We start from the raw sequence: 19,368 nt of genomic DNA, 5'->3' as shown, positions 1-19,368 counted from the left end.
GGTGACTGCTCCCACTCCGGCCCTTGTCGAGCTAGCGGTTGCCCATGGCGTGGCGACGGAGTACTGGAACTGGCAGGGCGAGCACGTGATCGTCTCCAGCGAGGTCGTCGCCCACGTCCTCGCGGCACTCGGTGTCGACGCGTCCACGCCCGAAAAAGCCGCCCTCGCCCTCGCGGAGCACCAGCAGGCGCGCTGGCGCCGTACGCTGCCGCCGACCGTGGTGATGCGCTCCGGCTGGACGCCCTGGTTCCCGGTCCACCTGCCGCACGGCTCGACGGCGGAGGTGTGGGTCGACCTCGAGGACGGCGGCCAGCGCCGGGACATCCCGCAGCAGGACCACTGGGTGGAGCCGGAGTGGGTCGACGGCGTCCAGGTCGGTGAGGCGACGTTCCAGCTGCCGGGGGATCTCCCGGTGGGGTACCACCGGCTGTGCGCGCGTGTCGGAGGCAGTCCGGAGGTTTCTACAAGCACGCTGATCGTCACGCCCGCGAAGCTGGAGCCGGAGAAACTGCACCGGACCTGGGGCTGGGTGCTGCAGCTGTACTCCGTTCGCTCGCGGCGTTCTTGGGGTATCGGTGATCTGCACGACCTGGCCGACCTGGCTGCGTGGTCGGCACACGACCTGGGCGCCGGCTTCGTGCTGGTGAACCCGTTGCACGCGGCCGAGCTGGCAGGCCGCATGGAGCCCTCGCCGTACCTCCCGGCGTCGCGGCGTTTCGCGAACCCGATCTACCTGCGGATCGAGGACATCGACGAGTACGGCGATCTCGCCCCGGCGGAGCGGGATCGGGTACGGACGCTGGCGCTGCAGGCGCGCGCGTTGAGCGAGGACTCCACGGCGCTCGACCGGGACACGGTGTGGGCGACCAAGCGCGAGGCACTGCAGCTGCTGTTCCGGGTGCAGCCGAGCGTGGGGCGGATCGCCGAGTACGGTGCGTTCTGCGACCGGGAGGGGCAGGGGCTGATCGACTTCGCGACCTGGGCGGCGATCGCCGATGTCCACGGTCCGGAGTGGAGCAAGTGGCCCGAAGAGCTGCAGGACCCGGGCGCTCCGGCTGTTGCGACCTTCCGCAACGAGAACCCGGACGCGGTGGAGTTCCACTGCTGGCTGCAGTGGCAGCTCGACGAGCAGCTGGCCCGAACCCAGGCGCGCGCGAAAGCGGCCGGCATGTCGCTGGGCGTCGTCCACGACCTGGCTGTCGGTGTGCACCCGGACGGCGCTGACGCGTGGGCGCTGCAGGACGTACTCGCGCCGAACATCCACGTGGGAGCGCCGCCGGACGCGTTCAATCAGCAGGGACAGGACTGGTCGCAGCCGCCGTGGCGGCCCAACGCGCTCGCCGAGACGGGCTATGCCGCCTGGCGGAACCTGGTGCGTGCGGTGATGCGCCACGGGGGCGGACTGCGCATCGACCACATCCTCGGGATGTTCCGGCTGTGGTGGGTGACTTCGCCGGAGCGGCCGACCGAGGGGACGTATGTGCGGTACGACCACGAGGCGCTGGTCGGGATCCTCGTGCTGGAGGCACAGCGTGCCGGCGTGACCGTGATCGGCGAGGACCTGGGGACCGTCGAGCCCTGGGTGCGCGATTACCTCACCGAGCGCGGCATCCTCGGGACGTCGGTGCTCTGGTTCGAGCGTGACGCCAACGGGAAGCCACTGGCGCCGGAGCGGTGGCGGGAACTGTGTCTCGCCACGGTCACCACGCACGACCTGCCGCCGACGGCCGGCTACCTGGCCGGCGACCACGTGGAGCTGCGGAACCGCCTGGGCCTGTTGACGAGACCTGTCGAGGAGGAGCTCGCCGTCGACGAGGCGGACCGCGACGCGTGGCTCAACGCGCTGCGTGAACGTCACCTGCTGAGCAACACCGACGGGGATGTCGAACGCATCATCGAGGCGCTGCATCGGTACGTCGCGCACACACCCGCGAAGCTGGTCGGTGTCGCGCTGACCGACGCCGTCGGCGAACGCCGTACCCAGAACCAGCCCGGCACCACTGACGAGTACCCGAACTGGCGAGTCCCGCTGGGCGGTCCCCACGGCGAGTCTCTCCTCATCGAGGACCTGCCCAACAACCACCGCCTCCGCCGGCTCATCGGAGCGCTCAACCTCTGACCGGCGGTCGGTGTGCACTCTCGATAGGTAGTGCATCCGTGAGACGGTGTACGCGGGGAGCGATTCACGCTCAACTGCACTACCTGTCGTCAGACACGTCCTGTTGAGCTGACACGCCTTGATCACGCCGGAGCGGTTTCCGGAGGGATTGATTGCAGTGTGTGGTCAGTTGCCTACAAACCGTTGACAATAGATTGGAACGGTTGTTTTCTATTTAGCGGGAGAGGCGCCCTTCCTTCGCTGTCCACCGCCCCAACAGTGGAAGGAGATCGCATGCTGCGACGAAGAGCGATCAGCATGCTCGGGGTTGCCGTCGGAGCGCTCGCTCTGACAGTGACCACGTCGGTTCCGCTCGCGTACGGCCACGGGTACACCACCGGGCCGGTCAGCCGGGCCAAGAACTGTCAATCCGGAGCCGTCACCGGCTGCGGGCAGATCCAGTGGGAGCCGCAGAGTGTGGAAGGCCCCAAGGGGTTCCCGCAGACCGGTCCCGCGGATGGGAGGCTCTGCTCGGCGGGGCTGGATCAGTTCGCCGAGCTGGACGATCAGCGCGGCGGGACCTGGCCGGCGACGCCGTTGCAGGGCGGACAGGGGTTCACGTTCACGTGGCACCTGACCGCGCCGCATTCGACGACCGATTTCAAGTACTACCTGACCAAGCAGGGCTGGGATCCGACGCAGCCGCTGACGCGGTCCGCGCTCGACCTGCAGCCGTTCCTCACCGTCACCATGAACGGCACCCGCCCGCCGAACGACGTGGCCCATCCGGGCACGATCCCGACCGGCCGGACCGGGCGGCACATGATCCTCGCGGTCTGGACCATCGCCGACACCGGCAACGCCTTCTACCAGTGCTCGGACGTCAGTTTCTAATTCAACCTCACGTTTCGTGAATATGTTTCCTGGGAAGGCACTCCTTGAAATAACCGCCCCATATTTCAAGGAGTGTCCCCATGAAGTCGTTGCTCCGTCGTGTCCTGGTCCCACTCGCCGCTGTCGTCGTCGGCCTGCTGCCCGGTGTGGTCGCCGTCGAGCAGGCGTCCGCGCTCACCAAGCTCACCCATGCACAGGCGACGTCGATCTTCCGCGCCGCCGGCGTCACCTGGTCGTCCAGCGGCGGCTGCTCGGACCGGAACAACCCCACGTGTACGTCGTTCACGCAGATCAACGACAGCACGGTGTACGGCGTCCGCACGCTGAAGACCGCCAGCGGCTGCGCGGTCAACGTCACCGGTGGCACCGAGACCGGGCACGCGAGCGGGACCTACAGCCACTGGAACGGGTACAAGGTCGACATCTCGAAGTACACGTGCGTCGGCAACTACATCCGCAACACCTTCACCCGGATCGCCAACCGCGGCGACGGCGCCGCCCAGTGGCGTTCCGGCGCGGGCAACATCTACGCCGACGAGGGCAACCACTGGGACATCACCTACTACAACTGCGGCGGCTGCTGACACGGCCCACCCGCTGCCGGAGCGCGGCGGCCGTCCCTGCCCGGGGCGGCCGCCGTGGTACGTGGTGGGCGTACTAGGCTTCGGGATGTGATTGTCGAATTGTCCGGACACACGGTGCTGGTGTTCGTCGGGATTCCTGTGCTGGTGGTGGCGGTGCTGGCGTTGCTGGTGTTCGCGCCGTCGATCGCGAAAGGGCCGCGGTACCGCCCGGGGCTGTCGTGGTGGGCGCCGCCGGTGTGGATCAACGGACCGTCGGCGACCAAGCCGGACCCGGCCCATCTGCCCGAGCTGCCTGAACTGACCAGTGCACCGGGTGCCACCGCGACCGCCGAGACCGGCGTCGCCCGCACGCTCGGAGGCGCAAGTGCCAGCTGGTGACGCGTTCACCCCGGATCAGCTCCACGACATCGAGCGCGCGGTCCGGAACGCCGAGGAGGCGTCCGGTCTGCACTTCTCGGTGTACGTCGGCGGCGCGGACTCGGAGACCCGCCCGTTCGCGATCGAGTTGCTGAACGAGCTCGACGACCCGGACCGCAGCGTCCTGGTGTACGTCGACCCGGCCGGCCGGCGGCTGGAGATCGTTACCGGCGAGGTGGCCCGTCGGCAGCTGTCGGACGCCTCGGCCGGTCTGGCGGCACTGACGATGCAGACGTCGTTCGCGGCCGGTGACCTGACCGGTGGCCTGGTGACCGGTGTCCAGCAGTTGGGGACGCACGCCCACCAGCCGCCGCTGCTGCACGCGAACGACGAGCCGCACAAGCTCTGACCGTGGCCGCGGCCCTCCACCCGCACCGCATCGAGCTGGGCGACGTCGTACTGCGCCCGTTCGTGGCGGCGGACGAAGCAGCGGTGGACCGGGCGCTGCAGGACCCGGGCATCCTGCGCTGGACCGCCGGGACCGCTGTCATCAGTTCGCCGGCGGACAAGCGCGCCCGCCGTTGGCTCGAGCCGCGCATCGACAGTTGGGCGCGCGGCAATGCGGTCTTCGCGGTCGCCGACGCGCAGAGCGACGAGGTGCTCGGCAGCGTGACGCTGCGGGACGTCCACCGCGTTCCCGATCAGGCGGTCGCGGCGTACTGGGTGAGCCCGGCGGCTCGCGGTCGTCGGCTGGGTGCTCGCGCGCTCGATGTGGCCGCGCGGTGGGGCTTCGCCTCCGACGGGCTGCGGCTGCACCGGATCTCGCTCGACCATTCGCTGGTCAATGCAGGGTCGTGCCGGGTCGCGGTACGCGCCGGATTTCAGCTCGAGGGCGTGCTGCGCGACTACTACGTCGAGCCGACCGGCCAGCGCCACGACTCACATCTGCACGCGCGGCTGGCGACCGACGTCGTACCTCGGCCCGAGGCTGTCGCTCAGCCGGCCGCCGGCTCGTAGGTCGGGCACGCGCTCTGGTACGCCGCCTGCGTGCGCGGGTCCAGGCACAGATCGAGAATCTGCTCCGACGACGTTCCCGGGCCGAGGTAGATCACCCACGTCCCGGTGAGCGGGGTCAGCGAACTGGTGGTCAGGCCGGGGTACTGCCCGTCGACCAGCATGGCCTTCGCCGGAATGCCGGCCCGCGTGATCTTCTCCGCAGTGGCCTTTGCCATGTCGCCCGCGTCGGCCGGGTACTTGTCCAGCATCGCGATCCACTGCCCGCGCTTGAACTTCGGCGAGGTCGGCCCGGTGTCGACGGTCGTTGTCGTGACCTGAGCCTTGGGCGTCGTCTTGGGCGCGGTCGCCGACGGCGGTTGCCGATCGGCCTTGGTCTCGGGACCCGTGGTCGACGGTGCCGGTGGGGCGGCTGCGCCGTTGTCCGTGCCCGAACCCAGTTGCAGCCCGTCGGCGGGTGCCTCGTTCGCCGGACCCCGGGTGAGGACGAACGCGAACGCCGCGACCATCGCCAGGCCGACCGCGACCGCCGCACCGATCGCACCGCGGGAACGCTTCGCCTTGTGCGGTCGCGGCGTGCGTCCGGCGCGTTCCCGCTGCTGTCTCCGGGCAGCCCGGGCGGGCGGCTTCCGGTGGTCGACGCGTGTCACGGCAAGGGCCCCTCCCCAGACAACCCTGATGGATTCAACCGGTGCAGCTTAAACCGAACCCGCGCAGAAGTGAGCGTTCCTCAGGTGGCAAGAATCTCCTTCTGCAGAAAGAGATCGCGCACCGCGCACGGCCCCTCACCGTCCGCCTACGAGCGTGCGGCAGCGGTCACCGAACGCGGTCGGACACTCGCTGATCCGCACTGTCCGGACCGGCTCAGGTACCGGACGGAATCCCGTCGCCCCGCGGCGCCGGGCGGGTGTCGAGGACGTCGTCGAGCCAGGCGTCGACATCGACGTCACCCGACAGGATGTGGTTCACGTACGCCGTGCGCTCGTGTTGGAGAACCTCCTGCTCCCAGACGGACGGGCCGAGACCGAGTGGCGCCGGCCGGAGGTCCTCGACGTCCATGCCGCTGAAGATGCTCAGCCTGGAGTGGAATTCCCGGGCCCAGCTCTGCACCACCAGCGAGATGTGGTCGTCGGCCAGGTGCAGGACGACGACACCGAGCCCGGCCGCGCCCATCGCGTCGTCGAACTCGAGCTGCCGGGTGGCGGTCCCGCGGGCGAGGTCGACCATGTGGTCGTCCCACTGCCGTCCGCGCGCGGTGACGACGTACGGCTTCACCAGGCGGTTGCGGTAGCGCCAGGGCATCAGCGGCGTGATCGGGCGCGGTCGGTACGCATCTGCGAGGCCGGTCAGCGCAACGGCGGCCGCACCGGCCAGGGCGGGATCAGAGGCGGGCACCGACCCAGTCTTACCGCACGGTGAGGTCCAACGCGACAGGGCTGGTCTCATCCCGAGACCGGCCCTGTCGCGCAGGTCGCTCAAGCCCAGATCGAGCCCAGATCGAGCCCAGATCAAGCCCAGATCACGCGGCTGACGCGTCCGTGGCCTGGGCGGCGATCGCGCGCGTCAGGTCGGCCTGGGCCTCGGTGACGTACCGCAGGGTCGGCGCGTCGACCGACGCGGACTCCGTGGCCAGCCAGCCGGTCAGCGCGTCCAGCGCCGCCTGGTCGGCCAGGTGTCGCGGCGAGAGGTAGACGAGCACGTTCTCGCCCATGGAGGAGCCGAGCCGGGTGTACACGTCCTTGGCCGCCGCCAGGTACTTCTCGACGTACGGCCGCAGCAGGTCCTCCTGACCCGGCTGCTGGAAGCCGAGGATGGTCCGGAACTGCGTCTCGTTCGGGGTGTCCTCGGACTCGACGGCGATCCGCCAGGCCTCTTCCTTCGCCTCCGCGGTCGGCCGGGCGGCGCGGGCCTGCGCGGCCCGCTCCTGACCGGTGATCGTGGTGTCGCGGGTGAGCTCGTCGTCGATCTCGGCCGCGCCGATCCGGCCGAGCCGGGCGAGGGCGACGATCAGCGTCCAGCGAAGGTCGGTGTCGACGACCAGGCCCTCCGGCAGGTCGCGTCCCTCGAGCCAGCCGGCCAGCCGGTCGGCGCCGGCGTCCGAGAACACAGCCGAGCTGTACGCCCGGACGAAGGCCAACTGGTGGTCGCTGCCCGGCTTGGAGTCGGCGACCAGACCGGCCAGCGCCTCCTCGAACTGCGCGCGCAAGGCGGGCCGGTTCTGCGGGGCGGCGTACTGGTTGATCGCGCTGCTCGCCTGGTTCAGCAGCGAGCGGACGCCGGTCAGGTCGGTCTCGGCGCGGATGCCGCGCAGCACGATGCCGACGTACTGGCTGGCCGGCATCTCGGCGTCCCGCGTCATGTCCCAGGCGGCGCCCCAGGCGAGGGCCCGTGGCAACGACTCGGTGAGCTGGTCGATCGACTCCACCAGCGTGGCCCGGGACCGCTCGTCGAGCCGGATCTTGGCGTAGGTGAGGTCGTCGTCGTTCAGCAGCACCAGGTCCGGCTGGGTCGCGCCGGTCAGCTCGGGGAGCTCCGTGCGCGGTCCGTCGATGTCCACCTCGAACCGCTCGGTGCGGACCAGGCCGGCGTCGGTCCGCCGGTACAGGCCGACGGCGAGCCGGTGCGGCCGCAGGACCGGGAACTTCTCGGCGGCGGTCTGCTCGATCGCGAACGACGTGAACGCGCCCTCGGCATCGACGGCGAAGTCGGCGCGCAGCGTGTTCACCCCCGCGGTCCGCAGCCAGCGCTCGGTCCAGTCGTCGAGGTCGCGGCCGGACGCCTTCTCCAGCGGCTTCAGCAGGTCGGCCAGCTCGGTGTTGCCGAACGCATGGTCGTGGAAGTACTCCTTCAGCGCGGCGACGAAGGTGTCCTCACCGACGAAGGCGACCAGCTGGCGCAGCGTCGACGCGCCCTTGGCGTAGGTGATGCCGTCGAAGTTCACCTCGACCGCGTGGAAGTCGATCATGTCGGCCGCGATCGGGTGCGTCGACGGCAGCTGGTCCTGCCGGTACGCCCAGTTCTTGCGGGCGTTGCAGAACGTCGTCCACGCGTCGTTGTACTTCTCGGTCGCAACCACCTGCGCCCAGTGGCTGGCCCACTCGGCGAACGACTCGTTCAGCCACAGGTCGTCCCACCAGGTCATTGTGACCAGGTCGCCGAACCACATGTGCGCCAGCTCGTGCAGGACGGTGTTGGCGCGCGCTTCCATCTCCGCGTGCGTGGTCCGGCTGCGGAACAGGTACTCGTCGCGCAGCGTCACGCAGCCGGCGTTCTCCATCGCGCCCATGTTGTACTCGGGGACGAACGCCTGGTCGTACTTGTGGAACGGGTATGGCGTCCCGAAAGCCTTCTCGAACAGCGCGAACCCCTGCTTGGTGACCTCGAACAGGTCGTCGACGTCGAGCGCGTCCTTCAGCGACGGACGGCACAGCAGCGACAGCGGGTACGACCCGTGCTCGCCCTCGTACACATCGGTGACCACGTGGTACGGGCCCGCGACGACCGCGGTGATGTACGTCGAGATCCGCTCGGTCGGCGGGAAGTCCCAGCGGGCCAGCTCCTCGCCGTTCTCGCCGGTGTACGGCGTGGGCTCGGGGGTCGGGGCGTTCGAGATGACGACCCAGCGCGCGGGCGCGGAGACAGTGAAGGTGAACGGAGCCTTGAGGTCGGGCTGCTCGAAGGTGGCGAACACGCGGCGCGCGTCCGGCACCTCGAACTGGGTGTAGAGGTAGGTCTCCTTGTCGGCCGGGTCGACCGAGCGGTGCAGCCCTTCACCGGTCCGTGAGTACAGGCAGTCCGCGACCACGGTGAGCTCGTTGCGCTCCGCGAGTCCGTCCAGCTGGATGCGCGCGCCGTCGTACACGGTGTCCGGGTCGAGTTCCACGCCGTTCAGCGTGACCGTGCGGACCTTGTCCGCGATCAGGTCGGCGAACGTGCTCGCGCCGGCCTCGCCGGTGAACGTGATAGTGGTCACCGACGGGAAGGTCGGAGCGCCGGTCGGGGCGTTGGCGAGATCGAGTTCGACGGTGTAGCTGACGTCGCTGACCACACCCGCACGGGAACGCGCCTCGTCGCGCGTCAGGTTGGTTCCAGGCATGTCGGCATCCTATGCACCTGGCACCGGCGTTCGCCGAGGGTTTCCCCCCGACATTGGGTATTGGATACCGAGTCGGTATCTGTGTTCCTTCAACTTTGTATGATGGTGAATATGACTGCCTCCGCGGATTTCTGGTTCGACCCCGCCTGCCCCTGGGCCTGGATGACGTCTCGATGGATGCTCGAGGTCGAGCGGGTACGGGACGTGACGACGACGTGGCACGTGATGAGCCTGTCCGTCCTGAACGAGGGTCGCGACGACCTCGACCCGAAGTACAAGGCGAATCTGGCCAATCTGCTGGGCCCGGTGCGCGTTCTGATCGCGGCCGAGCAGGCGCACGGCAACGAGGTGCTGCTGCCGCTGTACACCGCGCTCGGCACCCGCATCCATGTCCAGGGCCGCGGAATCGGCGACGGCAAGGGTGATGTGGTCAAGGAGGCGCTTGCCGAGGTCGGGCTGCCGGCGTCGCTGATCGAGGCGGCCGACACCGACCGCTACGACGACGCGGTCCGCAAGTCGCATCAGGCCGGCATCGAGCTCGTCGGCATGGACGTCGGTACGCCGGTGATCTCCGTCGAGGGCACCGCGTTCTTCGGCCCGGTGGTGACGCCGGCGCCCAAGGGTGAGGCGGCCGGCAAGCTCTGGGACGGCGTCCGCCTGGTCGCCGGCACCGAGGGCTTCTTCGAGATCAAGCGGACCCGCGACCGCGGGCCCATCTTCGACTGACAATTCAGGGGTTGCCCTCCAGCGACCCGCGCGGTGAAAGTTACTCACTCATGACCGATCCAAGTAGTGAGTGGGTTTCCCGATGACCTTGGCCGCCGGCATCGCCGTGTTCGACCGCCAGACCGGGCAGTTCGTCCACCAGCACGACGCGGACCATCGGTTCCGGTCCGCGTCGGTGGTGAAACTGCTGATCGCGCTGGACTATCTCGACGTTCGCGCGCCGCAGTACGACGTACCGCCCGCGGATCGTGAGCGCCTCGAGGTGATGCTGCGCAGCAGCGACGACGACGCGGCCAGTCACTTCTGGGACCAGTTGGGCGGCGCGGCGATCGTGGACCGGATGGTCGAGCGGCTCGGCCTGACCCACACCGCCGGGCCGCCGCCCACGCACCCCGGGTTCTGGGGGTACGTCGCGATCACCGCCGCCGACACCGTGCGGATCTACCGGCACCTGCTGGAGGACGCGCCGCCACCGGTCCGCGATTTCGTCCTGGGCAACCTGCATCGAGCGACGCAGTACGGGACGGACGGGTTCGACCAGTTCTTCGGGATTCCGTCGGTCTTCGCGGACGGTTTCAGCATCAAACAGGGCTGGTCCGGGTTCCACGGGTCCAGCGGGTACCGGTCCGACCGGGCGAAACCCGAGGCTCTGGTCGACCTGGTCAACGATGCGCTGCACACCACCGGCACAGTAGGGCCGAACGACCGGAGCATCGTCGCGGTGTACACGCTGCACCCGAGCGGTACGCCGTACGAGGACGCCTGCGCCGCGGTGACGAAGCTGACCGCCGAGCTGACCGTACCGGGTGGCGTCCGCCGTCCTGACCACGGGAACTAGGCTGCCGCTCATGCGAGTGCACATCGGCTCCGACCATGCCGGCTTCGAACTCAAGAACCACCTGGTGCAGCACCTGACGGCTGCCGGACACGACGTCGAGGACCACGGTCCGCACGTGTACGACGCCGTCGACGACTACCCGCCGTACTGCCTGCGCACGGGCCAGGCGGTGGTCGACGAGCCGGGCAGTCTGGGCATCGTCATCGGCGGCTCCGGCAACGGCGAGCAAATCGCCGCGAACAAGGTGAAGGGTGTCCGGGCGGTCCTGGCCTGGAGCACCGACACCGCCCGGCTCGGCCGCGAGCACAACAACGCCAACGTGATCAGCGTCGGCGCCCGGATGCACACTCAGGAGGAGGCCACCGGGTTCGTCGAGACGTTCCTGGCGACGGAGTACTCCGGAGAGGAGCGGCATACGCGACGGATCGAGATGCTGTCCAGCTACGAGTCGACGGGTGAGCTGCCGCCCCTGCGCTGATCGGTGCAGCCCTGATCGGTGCAGCCCTGGTCGGTGCCGCTGTGATCGGTGCCGCCCAGGTCGGCGGTGCGCTGATCGGGGCGGTCCGGATCGCCCGTGCCGGTCTTCTTGGTCCCGCCGGTTTCGGGGGCCTCGGCCGGCACCACCGGGCGCCGGGTGACCGGCTGACGCGGCCGCGAGACGTCCCGCGCCCGCATGCTCCGTCCGATGCCGACCACCGCCGGCGTCGGCGGTGCCGTCCGGCCGCCCTTGGCCCCACCGGAACCGCCCGCCCCAGAACTGCCCGCCCCAGAACCACCCGCCGCTGAACCACCCGCCCCGGAACTGTTGGTCGTCCCCATACGAGGAATCATGCCTGAAGGTCACACGCTGCACCGGCTCGCCAACGACGTCTGGGACGCGTTCGGCGGGCGGGTGGTCCGCGCGTCCAGCCCGCAGGGGCGGTTCGCCGACGGCGCTGCGCTGCTCGACGGGCACGTACTGCGCCAGACCGAGGCGCACGGCAAGCACTTCCTCGCCGACTTCGAGGGCGCCGGCTGGCTGCACATCCACCTCGGCCTGATCGGCAAGATGGACATCCGGCCCGCACCGGTCCCGGAACCGGTCGGCCAGGTGCGGCTCCGGCTGCAGAACGCCACGTCGTACGCCGACCTGCGCGGCGCGACCGTGTGCGAGGTGATCACCGACGCGGAACGCGACAAGCTGCTCGGCCGGCTCGGTCCGGACCCGCTGCGTGACGACGCGGATCCGGACCTGGCATGGAACCGGATCCACCGTAGCAAGCTGCCGATCGGGCAGCTGCTGATGAACCAGGACGTGCTCAGCGGTGTCGGCAACGTGTACCGCGCCGAGGTGCTGTTCCGGGCCAAGCTGAACCCGATGACGCCGGGGAACGTGGTCAAGAAGCGTGAGTGGCAGGGCATGTGGGACGACCTGCTCGCGCTGATGAAGTACGGCGTGGAGACCGGGCGGATCGACACGGTCGCCGACGACCACACACCGGAGGCGATGGGCCGTGACCCGCGCAAGGACGACCATGGCGGTGAGGTGTACGTCTACCGGCGGCAGGGACAGAGGTGCTACGTGTGTCAGTCGGTGATCCGCACGAAGATCCTGGCAGGCCGTAACTTGTTCTGGTGCCCCAAGTGCCAGCGAACCGGTCTCACGCGCAAGAGCTGACGACCTTCGGTTGTGTTGCGAATTGATGCGCGGACCGGCTAGTACCGTTATCTTCTTCACACCATGAAGAAGCTCGGCGGTCTCGCACCGATACGTCGCGTCGGCCGCCGCGCCGAGATGCTGGCGCGCCGGGTAGGCCGCCGCGCGCGCCGCTCGCACCGGGTCGCGTTCGCGGCGCTGGTCCTGGTGCAGTTGGTGACCTCGATCGCGTGTCTCGCCTGGTCGACGCTGGTGCCGGTGTCGTTCCTGATCGTGCCGCTGGTGGTCGGCGGTGTTCTGCTGACCACCAGCGAGCTGGTCGGTCTGACGAGTATCACCGCGGCGTTCGGCTCGTTCGTCGTGCTGTCGCGTGGGTTCACGTTGCCGCGCGTCGGCTTCGTGCTGGTGCTGCTGATGGTCGGCTGGATCATGATCCAGAGCGCCAAGGTGCGCAGCCGGCTCGGCGTCCCCGGTACACGGGGCGAGTCGATGCTGATGGAGCTGCGGGACACACTCACCGCACAAGGCGAGCTGCCGACGCTGCCGCCCGGTTGGCGGGTCGAGGTCGCGATCCAGTCCGCCGGTGGGTCGTCGTTCTCCGGTGACTTCGTGGTCTCGACGGTGCACGACGAGGTCCTCGAGGTCGCGCTGGTCGACGTCTCCGGCAAGGGCATCGACGCCGGTACCCGGGCCCTGCTGCTGTCCGGAGCATTCGGTGGGCTGCTGGGCGTCGTACCGGAGGAAGAGTTCCTGACCTCCGCCAACCGCTACATCCGGCGGCAGGAGTGGGACGACGACTTCGCGACCGTGGTGCATGTGGTGCTGGACCTGCGCACGGGCGAGTTCGACGTACGGACGGCCGGGCATCCGCCGGCGATCCAGTTCGACGCGTGGTCGGGCCGGTGGCAGACGCGGGATGCGGACGGGCCGTTGCTCGGGCTGGTGGAGTCGCCCGAGTTCGAGGTGAACCACGGGCAGCTGAAGCTGGGGGATGCGCTGTTCCTGTACAGCGACGGGATGGTCGAGACGCCACGGCAGGACATCGGCCGCGGAACGGACCGGCTGGCCGGGCATGCGGAGCGGCTCGTGGGGCAGGGGTTCGAGGGCGCCGCCGCCGAGCTGGTCGCGACCGCGGGAGGGCCCGGCGACGACTCGGCGATCGTCATCATCCACCGCATGGCACACGCCTGACGCAGCGCACGGTCTATGCCTGAGGCAACCGAGTCTCCCGTTGTCATGTTTGCGATTGGTTGATTCAGGCAACCAGAGGCGCATAGTGCTGCTGTTGCCCAAGGTACGACCGGTGGTAGGACAGGTGACTGGGGATGGCCGTCAACGGGGGTCGCGCTGCCGGGGTTGCGGCAGTGGCCGGGGTGATTACGGTACTGGTCGGTGCCGCGACGATGCTCGTGCAGCCGAGCGGGTACGCCGTACCTCCTGGTATAGAGGCTGGTGCAGGGGGTGGCGTGCCCGCCGCTGTGGCGGCCGATCCGCCGGGGAACAACGGCACGATCAAGATCAACGGCGTCGATGTCGGCAGCGGGCCGCCGGACAACAACCCGCATCAGGGGTGCCGGTTCGTGGTCGAGTTCTTCAACTTCGACGAGGGGCCGTACTACGCGACGGTGATCTTCCAGGACCAGCCGCCGACCGCCGACGGCGGTGTGACCGTAGTTTCCGGTGACCTGAACCCGTTCATCGGCGAAGATCCCGCCGGCGGCGGCAACGACCTCGACGCGCGCGTGGAGTACGTGCTCGCCTTCACCGGCCAGCCGCACCCCGTCCAAGGCTTCCACGTCCGCATCACCGTCCACGCCCCCGGCGCCCAAGGCAACGACACCAAACACAAAGTCTTCTGGGTCAAGGGCTGCGACACCCCACCGACGACGCCTCCGACGACACCGCCCACGACGCCTCCGACGACGCCTCCGACGACGCCTCCGACGACGCCTCCGACGACGCCTCCGACGACGCCTCCGACGACGCCTCCGACCACGCCTCCGACGACGCCTCCGACCACGCCTCCCACGACACCTCCCACGACGCCTCCGACGACGCCGCCCACCACGCCACCGACGACCCCGCCGACGACTCCAGGGACGACGCCGCCTGCTACGCCGCCGGCGACACCTCCGGAGACTCCATCGGCCACCCCGTCCACCACGCCGACCGCAGGCGGACCGGTCACCACTAGGCCGACGGAAGGTCCGGGCAGCCCGACGCGCTCCGTCGTACCAACCGCCGTGGACGCGGGCCTACCAGGCGCACCGGTACATCCGACCGCAGCTGCCACCGACACCACCCGCACCGAACTCGGCGGCGTACTGATGACCATCGGCGGCATGCTCCTGGCCGGCAGCGCCATCTCCACCCTCCGCCGCCACTCGCGCCACACCTAACCGCCCACCCGTCGGCACCGGCCGCCCCTCGGCCCAAACTGCGGGCACCCACACCGAGGTGGAGCTACCTTCCACAGGCGCGGTCGACCTGCTCCAAGCCAAGGTGACCTTCCACAGGCAATGCCCTGTGCAAGCTCACTGCCGCGTGTGCAAGGTTGGCGTCATCCATGGGCCGTGCTTCGCACCGGCACGCTCTACCAACACCCAGCCCCGACACCAACACCCAGCCCCGACCGCGGCTTGACCCGCAAGGACACGGCCTGGTGTAGGCGTCACACGGCCGAAGGGCAGTTGGGGGGTGCAATGGCGTAGCGTGCGGGGGCGTGACGGTGGATGGGATGGGCGACACGTTCGGGGAGCTGGAGGTGTCGTTCGATGCGTTGGTCGCGATGATGCCTGAGGGGTTGCGGGAGGTGTTCCCGCCGTACCGCTGGCAGCTCGCGAAGCTCTGGGAGCTCGAACTGAAGGTCGAGCCGGTCGAGATCGCGGATCTGGTCTGGATGTTCGATCTGCCGTTGTGGCAGCTGGACGGGGAGCGGTTCAAGGTGACGCCGCATCAGGTCGCGGAGACGCCGATGAACTTCCGCGAGCACTACCAGCGGGTGATGGATGCGGATCTCGACTTCCCGATCAACCTGGTCGCGTACCGCGGCCGGCTGGTCGTGCTGGACGGGATGCACCGGCTGCTCAAGGCTCACTTCCTGCGCCGCCGCTGGATCGAGGCCGCGATCGCGACAGCCACCCAGCTCCGAGCCTGCGCCGTCTGAGCGGCGCCGTGGCGTCCGGGCCCTGGCAGGATGGGCGGTATGGAGACCGTGGAACGTGAGGTGTACGTCGACGCGCGGCCGGAGGTGATCTGGACGGCGGTGACGCAGCCGGAGACCTTCGCGCGCTGGTACGCGTTCGGCGGCGCGGAGCTCGACCTGCGGCCGGGCGGCCGGGTGGTGTTGCGCTGGGACGAGCACGGGGAGTTCCGCGGGTTCGTCGAGAAGCTCGAGCCGGGGCGCCGGTTCGCGTACCGGTACGCCGTGGATCCCGGCGTGGACCCGACGCCGGCGAACTCGAATCTGGTCGAGTTCACGCTGACCCCCGAAGGCGAGGGTACTCGGCTGCTCGTGGTCGAGTCCGGCTTCGAGAACGCGGACGACGAAGACGTCGCACAATCCACCCGAGCCTGGGGCAACGCCCTGACCGCGCTGTCCGAACTCGCCCCGACCCTCTGACCCCGCCCGGCTCGGGCCCGAGCGCAACGGACACCGCTGGCCGATGATGATGCGTCACCATTATCATCGGTGACATGACAACCAGCAACGACGAGTACGCCCCGAGCCCCACCGACTGGGTCCGCAACCAGGTGGAGAAGGTCGAAGCGGCCGGCACCACCGACGCCGTCGACATCCTCGGCCGCAAGGTCGTGATCATGACGATGCGCGGCGCGAAGTCCGGCAAGATCCGGAAGGTGCCGGTGATGCGCGTCGAGAAGGACGGCGTGTACGCCGCGGTCGCCTCTCTGGGCGGCGCCCCCAAGAACCCGGTCTGGTACTACAACCTGAAGGCCGACCCGAAGGTCACCCTGCAGGACGGCACGACCACCGCGGAGTACATCGCCCGTGAGGTCGAGGGTGCGGAGTACGACGAGTGGTGGCAGCGGTCCGTCGACGCGTACCCGCCGTACGCCGAGTACCAGACGAAGACCTCCCGGAAGATCCCGGTCTTCCTGCTCGAACCGGTCAAGTAGCTGCAAAGATCTCGCTCCGGTCGACGGTCGGTGACCGGAGCGGGCCCAGGCTTGTGAGACGCTGGCGACGGCCGGATTCACCGGGATCCGGCCCGGCGCGATGCGTCGACGGAGTTCTGGGAGTTGTCCTGACCACACACGACGCGGTGCGGGAACCGTTCGTCGGCTCGACGCGGTTGCGGTTGGCCGGCCTCGCCTTGCATGCCTATACCGCGAGCGGAACGGTGCTCGCGCTGCTGATCGTGATCGCCGCCATCGACGGCGATGCCGTCCGGGCGCTCTGGCTCGGGCTGGCTGCCCTGGTGATCGACGGGACCGACGGGATGCTCGCCCGCCGGTTGCGGGTGAAGGAAACCATCCCGTGGTTCGACGGGGCGATGCTCGACAACATCGTCGACTACCTGACGTACGCGTTCGCGCCGATCGTGCTGCTCTGGACCGGCGGCTATCTCCCGTCCGGCACCTGGGGTGCGGCGCTCGGCGCGCTGCCGCTGCTCGCGTCCAGCTACCAGTTCTGCCGCACCGACGCGAAGACCGAGGACCACTTCTTTCTCGGCTTCCCGAGCTACTGGAACGTGGTCGCGTTCTATGTGGTGATCCTCGGGCTCAGCCCGGCCACCACCGGCGTGATCCTGGTCGTCTGCTCGGTGCTCGTGTTCGTCCCGGTGAAGTACGTGTACCCGTCGCGCACCAAGGCGTTCCGTTCGCTGAACCTGTTGACCACCGCGATCTGGCTCGCGTCGTACGCCGTACTGCTCGCGCAGATGCCCGACCCGAACGCGGTCGTGGTCGGGATCTCGCTGGCGTACCTGGTGTACTACGCGGTGCTGAGTCTCTACCTGACCTGGCGTCGTAGGGCCATGTCCTAGTGCTTCTCGGGCTGAGCGCGGCACTGGGTGCCGCAGTGCTGTTCGGGGTCGCGGCGATCCTGCAGGCCGTCGGGTCGCGGAAGGTGCCGACCGAGTCGGAGCTGGATCCGCGCCGGCTCGCGCGGTTCGTCGCCGCGCTGCTGAAGCAGCCCGCGTTCCTGGCGGCGCTCGTACTGAACCTGGCAGGTTTCGGCCTGCACTTCGTGGCGCTCCGGCTGCTCCCGCTGTACCTGGCGCAGGCGGGCATCGCGGCCAGTCTGGTGGTGACGGCGCTGCTCGCGACGCGGCTGATGTCGGACCGGCTGAGCGCGCTCGAGTGGTCCGCGGTGATCGCGGTCTGCGTCGGGCTCGGTCTGCTCGCGGTCGCGGCCGGTCACGCCGGCGACAGCGCGCGCCACAACGGGCTGACCATCGGCATCATCGTCGGGCTCGTGGTCATCGCCGTACTGGGTGCGATCGCGAGCCGGTCGCAGCACGGCGTGTCCACGGCGTTGCTCGGTCTGCTGGCCGGTCTCGGGTACGCCGGGGTCGCGATCTCGGCCCGCCTGCTCGAGGACGGGTCGATCGGCGAGTTGCTCCGCAGTCCGACGGCGTACACGTTGCCGATCAGCGGCGGGCTCGCGTTCATCCTGTACTCGCTGGCGCTGCAGCGCGGTTCGGTGACGTTGGCGACGACGCCGATGATCGCGTTGCAGACCATCACACCGGCCGCTGTGGGCGTCTTCGTGCTGGGCGACGCGGTGCGCGACGGGTGGTGGCCGGCCGCGATCATCGGGTTTCTGCTCTCGGCGGCCGGCTCGCTGGTCCTGGTCCGCTTCGAAAGCGTCAAACCACCGGACGTCGCGGCCGACCAGCAAGCACCGAGCGACCCAGCCGGCACCTAGTGTCTTGAGTGCTCAGGACACTAGCGGCTCGGCCACTTCCAGGGCGGCTCGTCGAGCAGGCCCTGGCCGCTGATCACGGTCGCGCCCTGCTCCTTCACCAGCTCCAGCGTCTGCAGGTCGGGGGAGAGGGATTCGAGCGCGGCGATGAACGGGCGGGAGTGACTGACGACGATCACCTGCGTCTCCTTCGCCGCCGTCACCACCAGGTTGGCCAAGGCGGGCAGCAGATCGGGATGCAGGCTGGTCTCGGGCTCGTTGAGGACGAGCAGCTCGGGCGGTCGCGGCGTGAGCAGCGCTGCCACCCACAGCAGGTACCTGAGGGTGCCGTCGGACAGCTCGCTCCCGGACAGTGGCCGGAGCAGCCCATGCTGATGAAAAGCGATCTCGAAGCGCCCCGCGGTGTTGACGATCTCCACGCGGCTACCGGGGAACGCCAGCTCGATCGCCTCGTCCAGCGCTCCTCGCGGCCCCAGCTCGCGGATCGTCTGCAGCGCAGCAGCCACGTCCGACCCGTCCGCAGCGAGTACGGCGGTACGCGTGCCGACCTGTACACGCCGGGCAGGCGCTGTGGCGTCCGTACGGAAGTGGTCGTAGAAGCGCCAGCCACGCAGCCGCTCACGCACCAGCAGGAGCTCAGGCGCGCGCTCCGGGTCGGCGAACTCGCTCAGCATGCTGTCGAACGTCTGCAGCTGGTACCCGCCGCGCTGCCACTCACCGCTCGCAGAACGGATCCGCACCTCACGGTTGCTCCGCTCGACCAGCAGCGCGGCCGGCCGGAGGAACGGGCCCGCCCACAGGGCCTCCCGCTTGATCTCGGGATCCAGGTCGAACTGTGAGCCCTGTGCGATCGGCAGCCCGAGGTCCATCAGGTAGCCGTAGTCGTCACCGGCGAACCCCATCCGCAGCGTCACCGGCCCGGTCCGCACCGTGCCCTGCACCGGTCGGCCCTTCCGCACATGCTCCGGCCCGGCCCACAGCGTCGACTGCAACCCACCCTCACGGGCGAGCGCCGCGATCGCGCCGTTGCGTGAGGCATCGGCCAGCAGACGGAGCGCGCGGTACAGACTCGATTTGCCCGTGCCGTTCGCTCCGGTCACCACGTTGAGACCGCGCAGCGGCATGACGATCCGCCGCAGCGACCGGTAGTTCTCCACCGCCAGCGTGGTCAGCATGTGACCCAAGTTATCCGCCGCCGCCGACAACCCGATGTCACAGCTCGCGGTGCTGTCTCGTCT

The 19,368-nt window shown here is 69.3% G+C and carries 22 protein-coding genes; 17 read left to right on the top strand and 5 right to left on the bottom strand.

Annotation, left to right across the window (positions count from 1 at the left end):
• The first annotated feature begins 1 nt into the window (after position 1).
• From malQ to AB0B82_RS01655, 6 genes are all read left to right on the top strand, one after another.
• The gene (malQ, locus tag AB0B82_RS01680; protein WP_360161307.1) at positions 2 to 2,119 is read left to right on the top strand and encodes a 4-alpha-glucanotransferase; all 2,118 of its coding nucleotides are present in this window, start codon (positions 2 to 4) and stop codon (positions 2,117 to 2,119) included.
• Between the two features lie 273 nt (positions 2,120 to 2,392).
• Positions 2,393 to 2,992 carry a lytic polysaccharide monooxygenase gene (locus tag AB0B82_RS01675; protein ID WP_360161305.1) on the top strand — a complete coding sequence of 200 codons (600 nt, stop codon included), beginning with the start codon at positions 2,393 to 2,395 and terminating at the stop codon, positions 2,990 to 2,992.
• 80 nt (positions 2,993 to 3,072) lie between these two features.
• Positions 3,073 to 3,576, top strand: a complete 504-nt coding sequence (locus AB0B82_RS01670) for a hypothetical protein (RefSeq protein WP_360161303.1) — start codon at positions 3,073 to 3,075, stop codon at positions 3,574 to 3,576.
• 87 nt (positions 3,577 to 3,663) lie between these two features.
• Positions 3,664 to 3,954 carry a hypothetical protein gene (locus tag AB0B82_RS01665; RefSeq protein ID WP_360161301.1) on the top strand — a complete coding sequence of 97 codons (291 nt, stop codon included), beginning with the start codon at positions 3,664 to 3,666 and terminating at the stop codon, positions 3,952 to 3,954.
• Positions 3,941 to 4,342: a DUF5130 family protein gene (locus tag AB0B82_RS01660; protein WP_360161299.1), complete on the top strand. Its 402-nt coding sequence runs from the start codon at positions 3,941 to 3,943 to the stop codon at positions 4,340 to 4,342. Before AB0B82_RS01665 ends, AB0B82_RS01660 begins: the two co-directional genes overlap by 14 nt.
• A 2-nt stretch (positions 4,343 to 4,344) precedes the next feature.
• Positions 4,345 to 4,950 carry a GNAT family protein gene (locus tag AB0B82_RS01655; protein WP_360161297.1) on the top strand — a complete coding sequence of 202 codons (606 nt, stop codon included), beginning with the start codon at positions 4,345 to 4,347 and terminating at the stop codon, positions 4,948 to 4,950.
• Here the strand turns inward: AB0B82_RS01655 and AB0B82_RS01650 are convergent.
• The 3 genes from AB0B82_RS01650 to pepN form a co-directional block, all read right to left on the bottom strand.
• The gene (locus AB0B82_RS01650) at positions 4,929 to 5,597 is read right to left on the bottom strand and encodes a hypothetical protein (protein ID WP_360161295.1); all 669 of its coding nucleotides are present in this window, start codon (positions 5,595 to 5,597) and stop codon (positions 4,929 to 4,931) included. The two genes, AB0B82_RS01655 and AB0B82_RS01650, sit on opposite strands and share 22 nt — an antisense overlap.
• Before the next feature lie 214 nt (positions 5,598 to 5,811).
• On the bottom strand, positions 5,812 to 6,342 hold the full coding sequence (locus AB0B82_RS01645) for a hypothetical protein (protein ID WP_360161293.1): 531 nt from the start codon (positions 6,340 to 6,342) through the stop codon (positions 5,812 to 5,814).
• A 124-nt stretch (positions 6,343 to 6,466) separates the two neighbouring features.
• A complete protein-coding gene (gene pepN / locus AB0B82_RS01640; protein ID WP_360161291.1) occupies positions 6,467 to 9,043 on the bottom strand; it encodes an aminopeptidase N in 2,577 nt (858 codons plus the stop codon).
• A gap of 111 nt (positions 9,044 to 9,154) precedes the next feature.
• On the opposite strand from pepN, the gene AB0B82_RS01635 reads away from it, so the two are divergent.
• The 3 genes from AB0B82_RS01635 to AB0B82_RS01625 all read left to right on the top strand — a co-directional run bounded on the left by AB0B82_RS01635 (position 9,155) and on the right by AB0B82_RS01625 (position 11,085).
• On the top strand, positions 9,155 to 9,769 hold the full coding sequence (locus AB0B82_RS01635; RefSeq protein ID WP_360161289.1) for a DsbA family protein: 615 nt from the start codon (positions 9,155 to 9,157) through the stop codon (positions 9,767 to 9,769).
• An 82-nt stretch (positions 9,770 to 9,851) separates the two neighbouring features.
• On the top strand, positions 9,852 to 10,607 hold the full coding sequence (locus AB0B82_RS01630; protein WP_360161287.1) for a hypothetical protein: 756 nt from the start codon (positions 9,852 to 9,854) through the stop codon (positions 10,605 to 10,607).
• Between the two features lie 10 nt (positions 10,608 to 10,617).
• Positions 10,618 to 11,085, top strand: coding sequence for a ribose-5-phosphate isomerase (locus AB0B82_RS01625; protein WP_360161285.1), 468 nt, complete (start codon positions 10,618 to 10,620; stop codon positions 11,083 to 11,085).
• On the opposite strand, the gene AB0B82_RS01620 is transcribed toward AB0B82_RS01625, so the two are convergent.
• The gene (locus AB0B82_RS01620; RefSeq protein ID WP_360161283.1) at positions 11,049 to 11,282 is read right to left on the bottom strand and encodes a hypothetical protein; all 234 of its coding nucleotides are present in this window, start codon (positions 11,280 to 11,282) and stop codon (positions 11,049 to 11,051) included. The two genes, AB0B82_RS01625 and AB0B82_RS01620, sit on opposite strands and share 37 nt — an antisense overlap.
• A gap of 154 nt (positions 11,283 to 11,436) precedes the next feature.
• Between AB0B82_RS01620 and AB0B82_RS01615 the strand changes: the two genes are divergently transcribed.
• The 8 genes from AB0B82_RS01615 to AB0B82_RS01580 all read left to right on the top strand — a co-directional run bounded on the left by AB0B82_RS01615 (position 11,437) and on the right by AB0B82_RS01580 (position 18,133).
• Positions 11,437 to 12,264, top strand: a complete 828-nt coding sequence (locus AB0B82_RS01615; RefSeq protein WP_360161281.1) for a DNA-formamidopyrimidine glycosylase family protein — start codon at positions 11,437 to 11,439, stop codon at positions 12,262 to 12,264.
• A 63-nt stretch (positions 12,265 to 12,327) separates the two neighbouring features.
• Entirely contained in the window at positions 12,328 to 13,434 is a 1,107-nt protein-coding gene (locus AB0B82_RS01610) for a PP2C family protein-serine/threonine phosphatase (protein ID WP_360161279.1), read from the top strand.
• Between the two features lie 173 nt (positions 13,435 to 13,607).
• Positions 13,608 to 14,642 (top strand): hypothetical protein, encoded by a 1,035-nt coding sequence (locus AB0B82_RS01605; RefSeq protein ID WP_360161277.1) that lies wholly within the window; start codon positions 13,608 to 13,610, stop codon positions 14,640 to 14,642.
• A gap of 323 nt (positions 14,643 to 14,965) precedes the next feature.
• Positions 14,966 to 15,409, top strand: a complete 444-nt coding sequence (locus AB0B82_RS01600) for a hypothetical protein (RefSeq protein WP_360161275.1) — start codon at positions 14,966 to 14,968, stop codon at positions 15,407 to 15,409.
• A gap of 39 nt (positions 15,410 to 15,448) precedes the next feature.
• Positions 15,449 to 15,865: an SRPBCC domain-containing protein gene (locus AB0B82_RS01595; protein WP_360161273.1), complete on the top strand. Its 417-nt coding sequence runs from the start codon at positions 15,449 to 15,451 to the stop codon at positions 15,863 to 15,865.
• A gap of 74 nt (positions 15,866 to 15,939) precedes the next feature.
• A complete protein-coding gene (locus AB0B82_RS01590) occupies positions 15,940 to 16,380 on the top strand; it encodes a nitroreductase family deazaflavin-dependent oxidoreductase (protein ID WP_360161271.1) in 441 nt (146 codons plus the stop codon).
• A 146-nt stretch (positions 16,381 to 16,526) separates the two neighbouring features.
• Positions 16,527 to 17,249, top strand: a complete 723-nt coding sequence (locus tag AB0B82_RS01585; protein WP_360161269.1) for a CDP-alcohol phosphatidyltransferase family protein — start codon at positions 16,527 to 16,529, stop codon at positions 17,247 to 17,249.
• Positions 17,249 to 18,133: a hypothetical protein gene (locus AB0B82_RS01580; RefSeq protein ID WP_360161267.1), complete on the top strand. Its 885-nt coding sequence runs from the start codon at positions 17,249 to 17,251 to the stop codon at positions 18,131 to 18,133. The genes AB0B82_RS01585 and AB0B82_RS01580 overlap by 1 nt, the downstream gene beginning before the upstream one ends.
• Before the next feature lie 20 nt (positions 18,134 to 18,153).
• Here the strand turns inward: AB0B82_RS01580 and AB0B82_RS01575 are convergent, their stop codons facing one another.
• A complete protein-coding gene (locus tag AB0B82_RS01575) occupies positions 18,154 to 19,305 on the bottom strand; it encodes an AAA family ATPase (RefSeq protein WP_360161265.1) in 1,152 nt (383 codons plus the stop codon).
• Positions 19,306 to 19,368 lie beyond the last annotated feature (63 nt).

The sequence above is a fragment of the Kribbella sp. NPDC048915 genome (assembly GCF_040649595.1).
Lineage (GTDB): Bacteria > Actinomycetota > Actinomycetes > Propionibacteriales > Kribbellaceae > Kribbella.
Note: the sequence above shows the minus strand (reverse complement) of the source record. Positions and strands in the feature narration are given on the sequence as shown.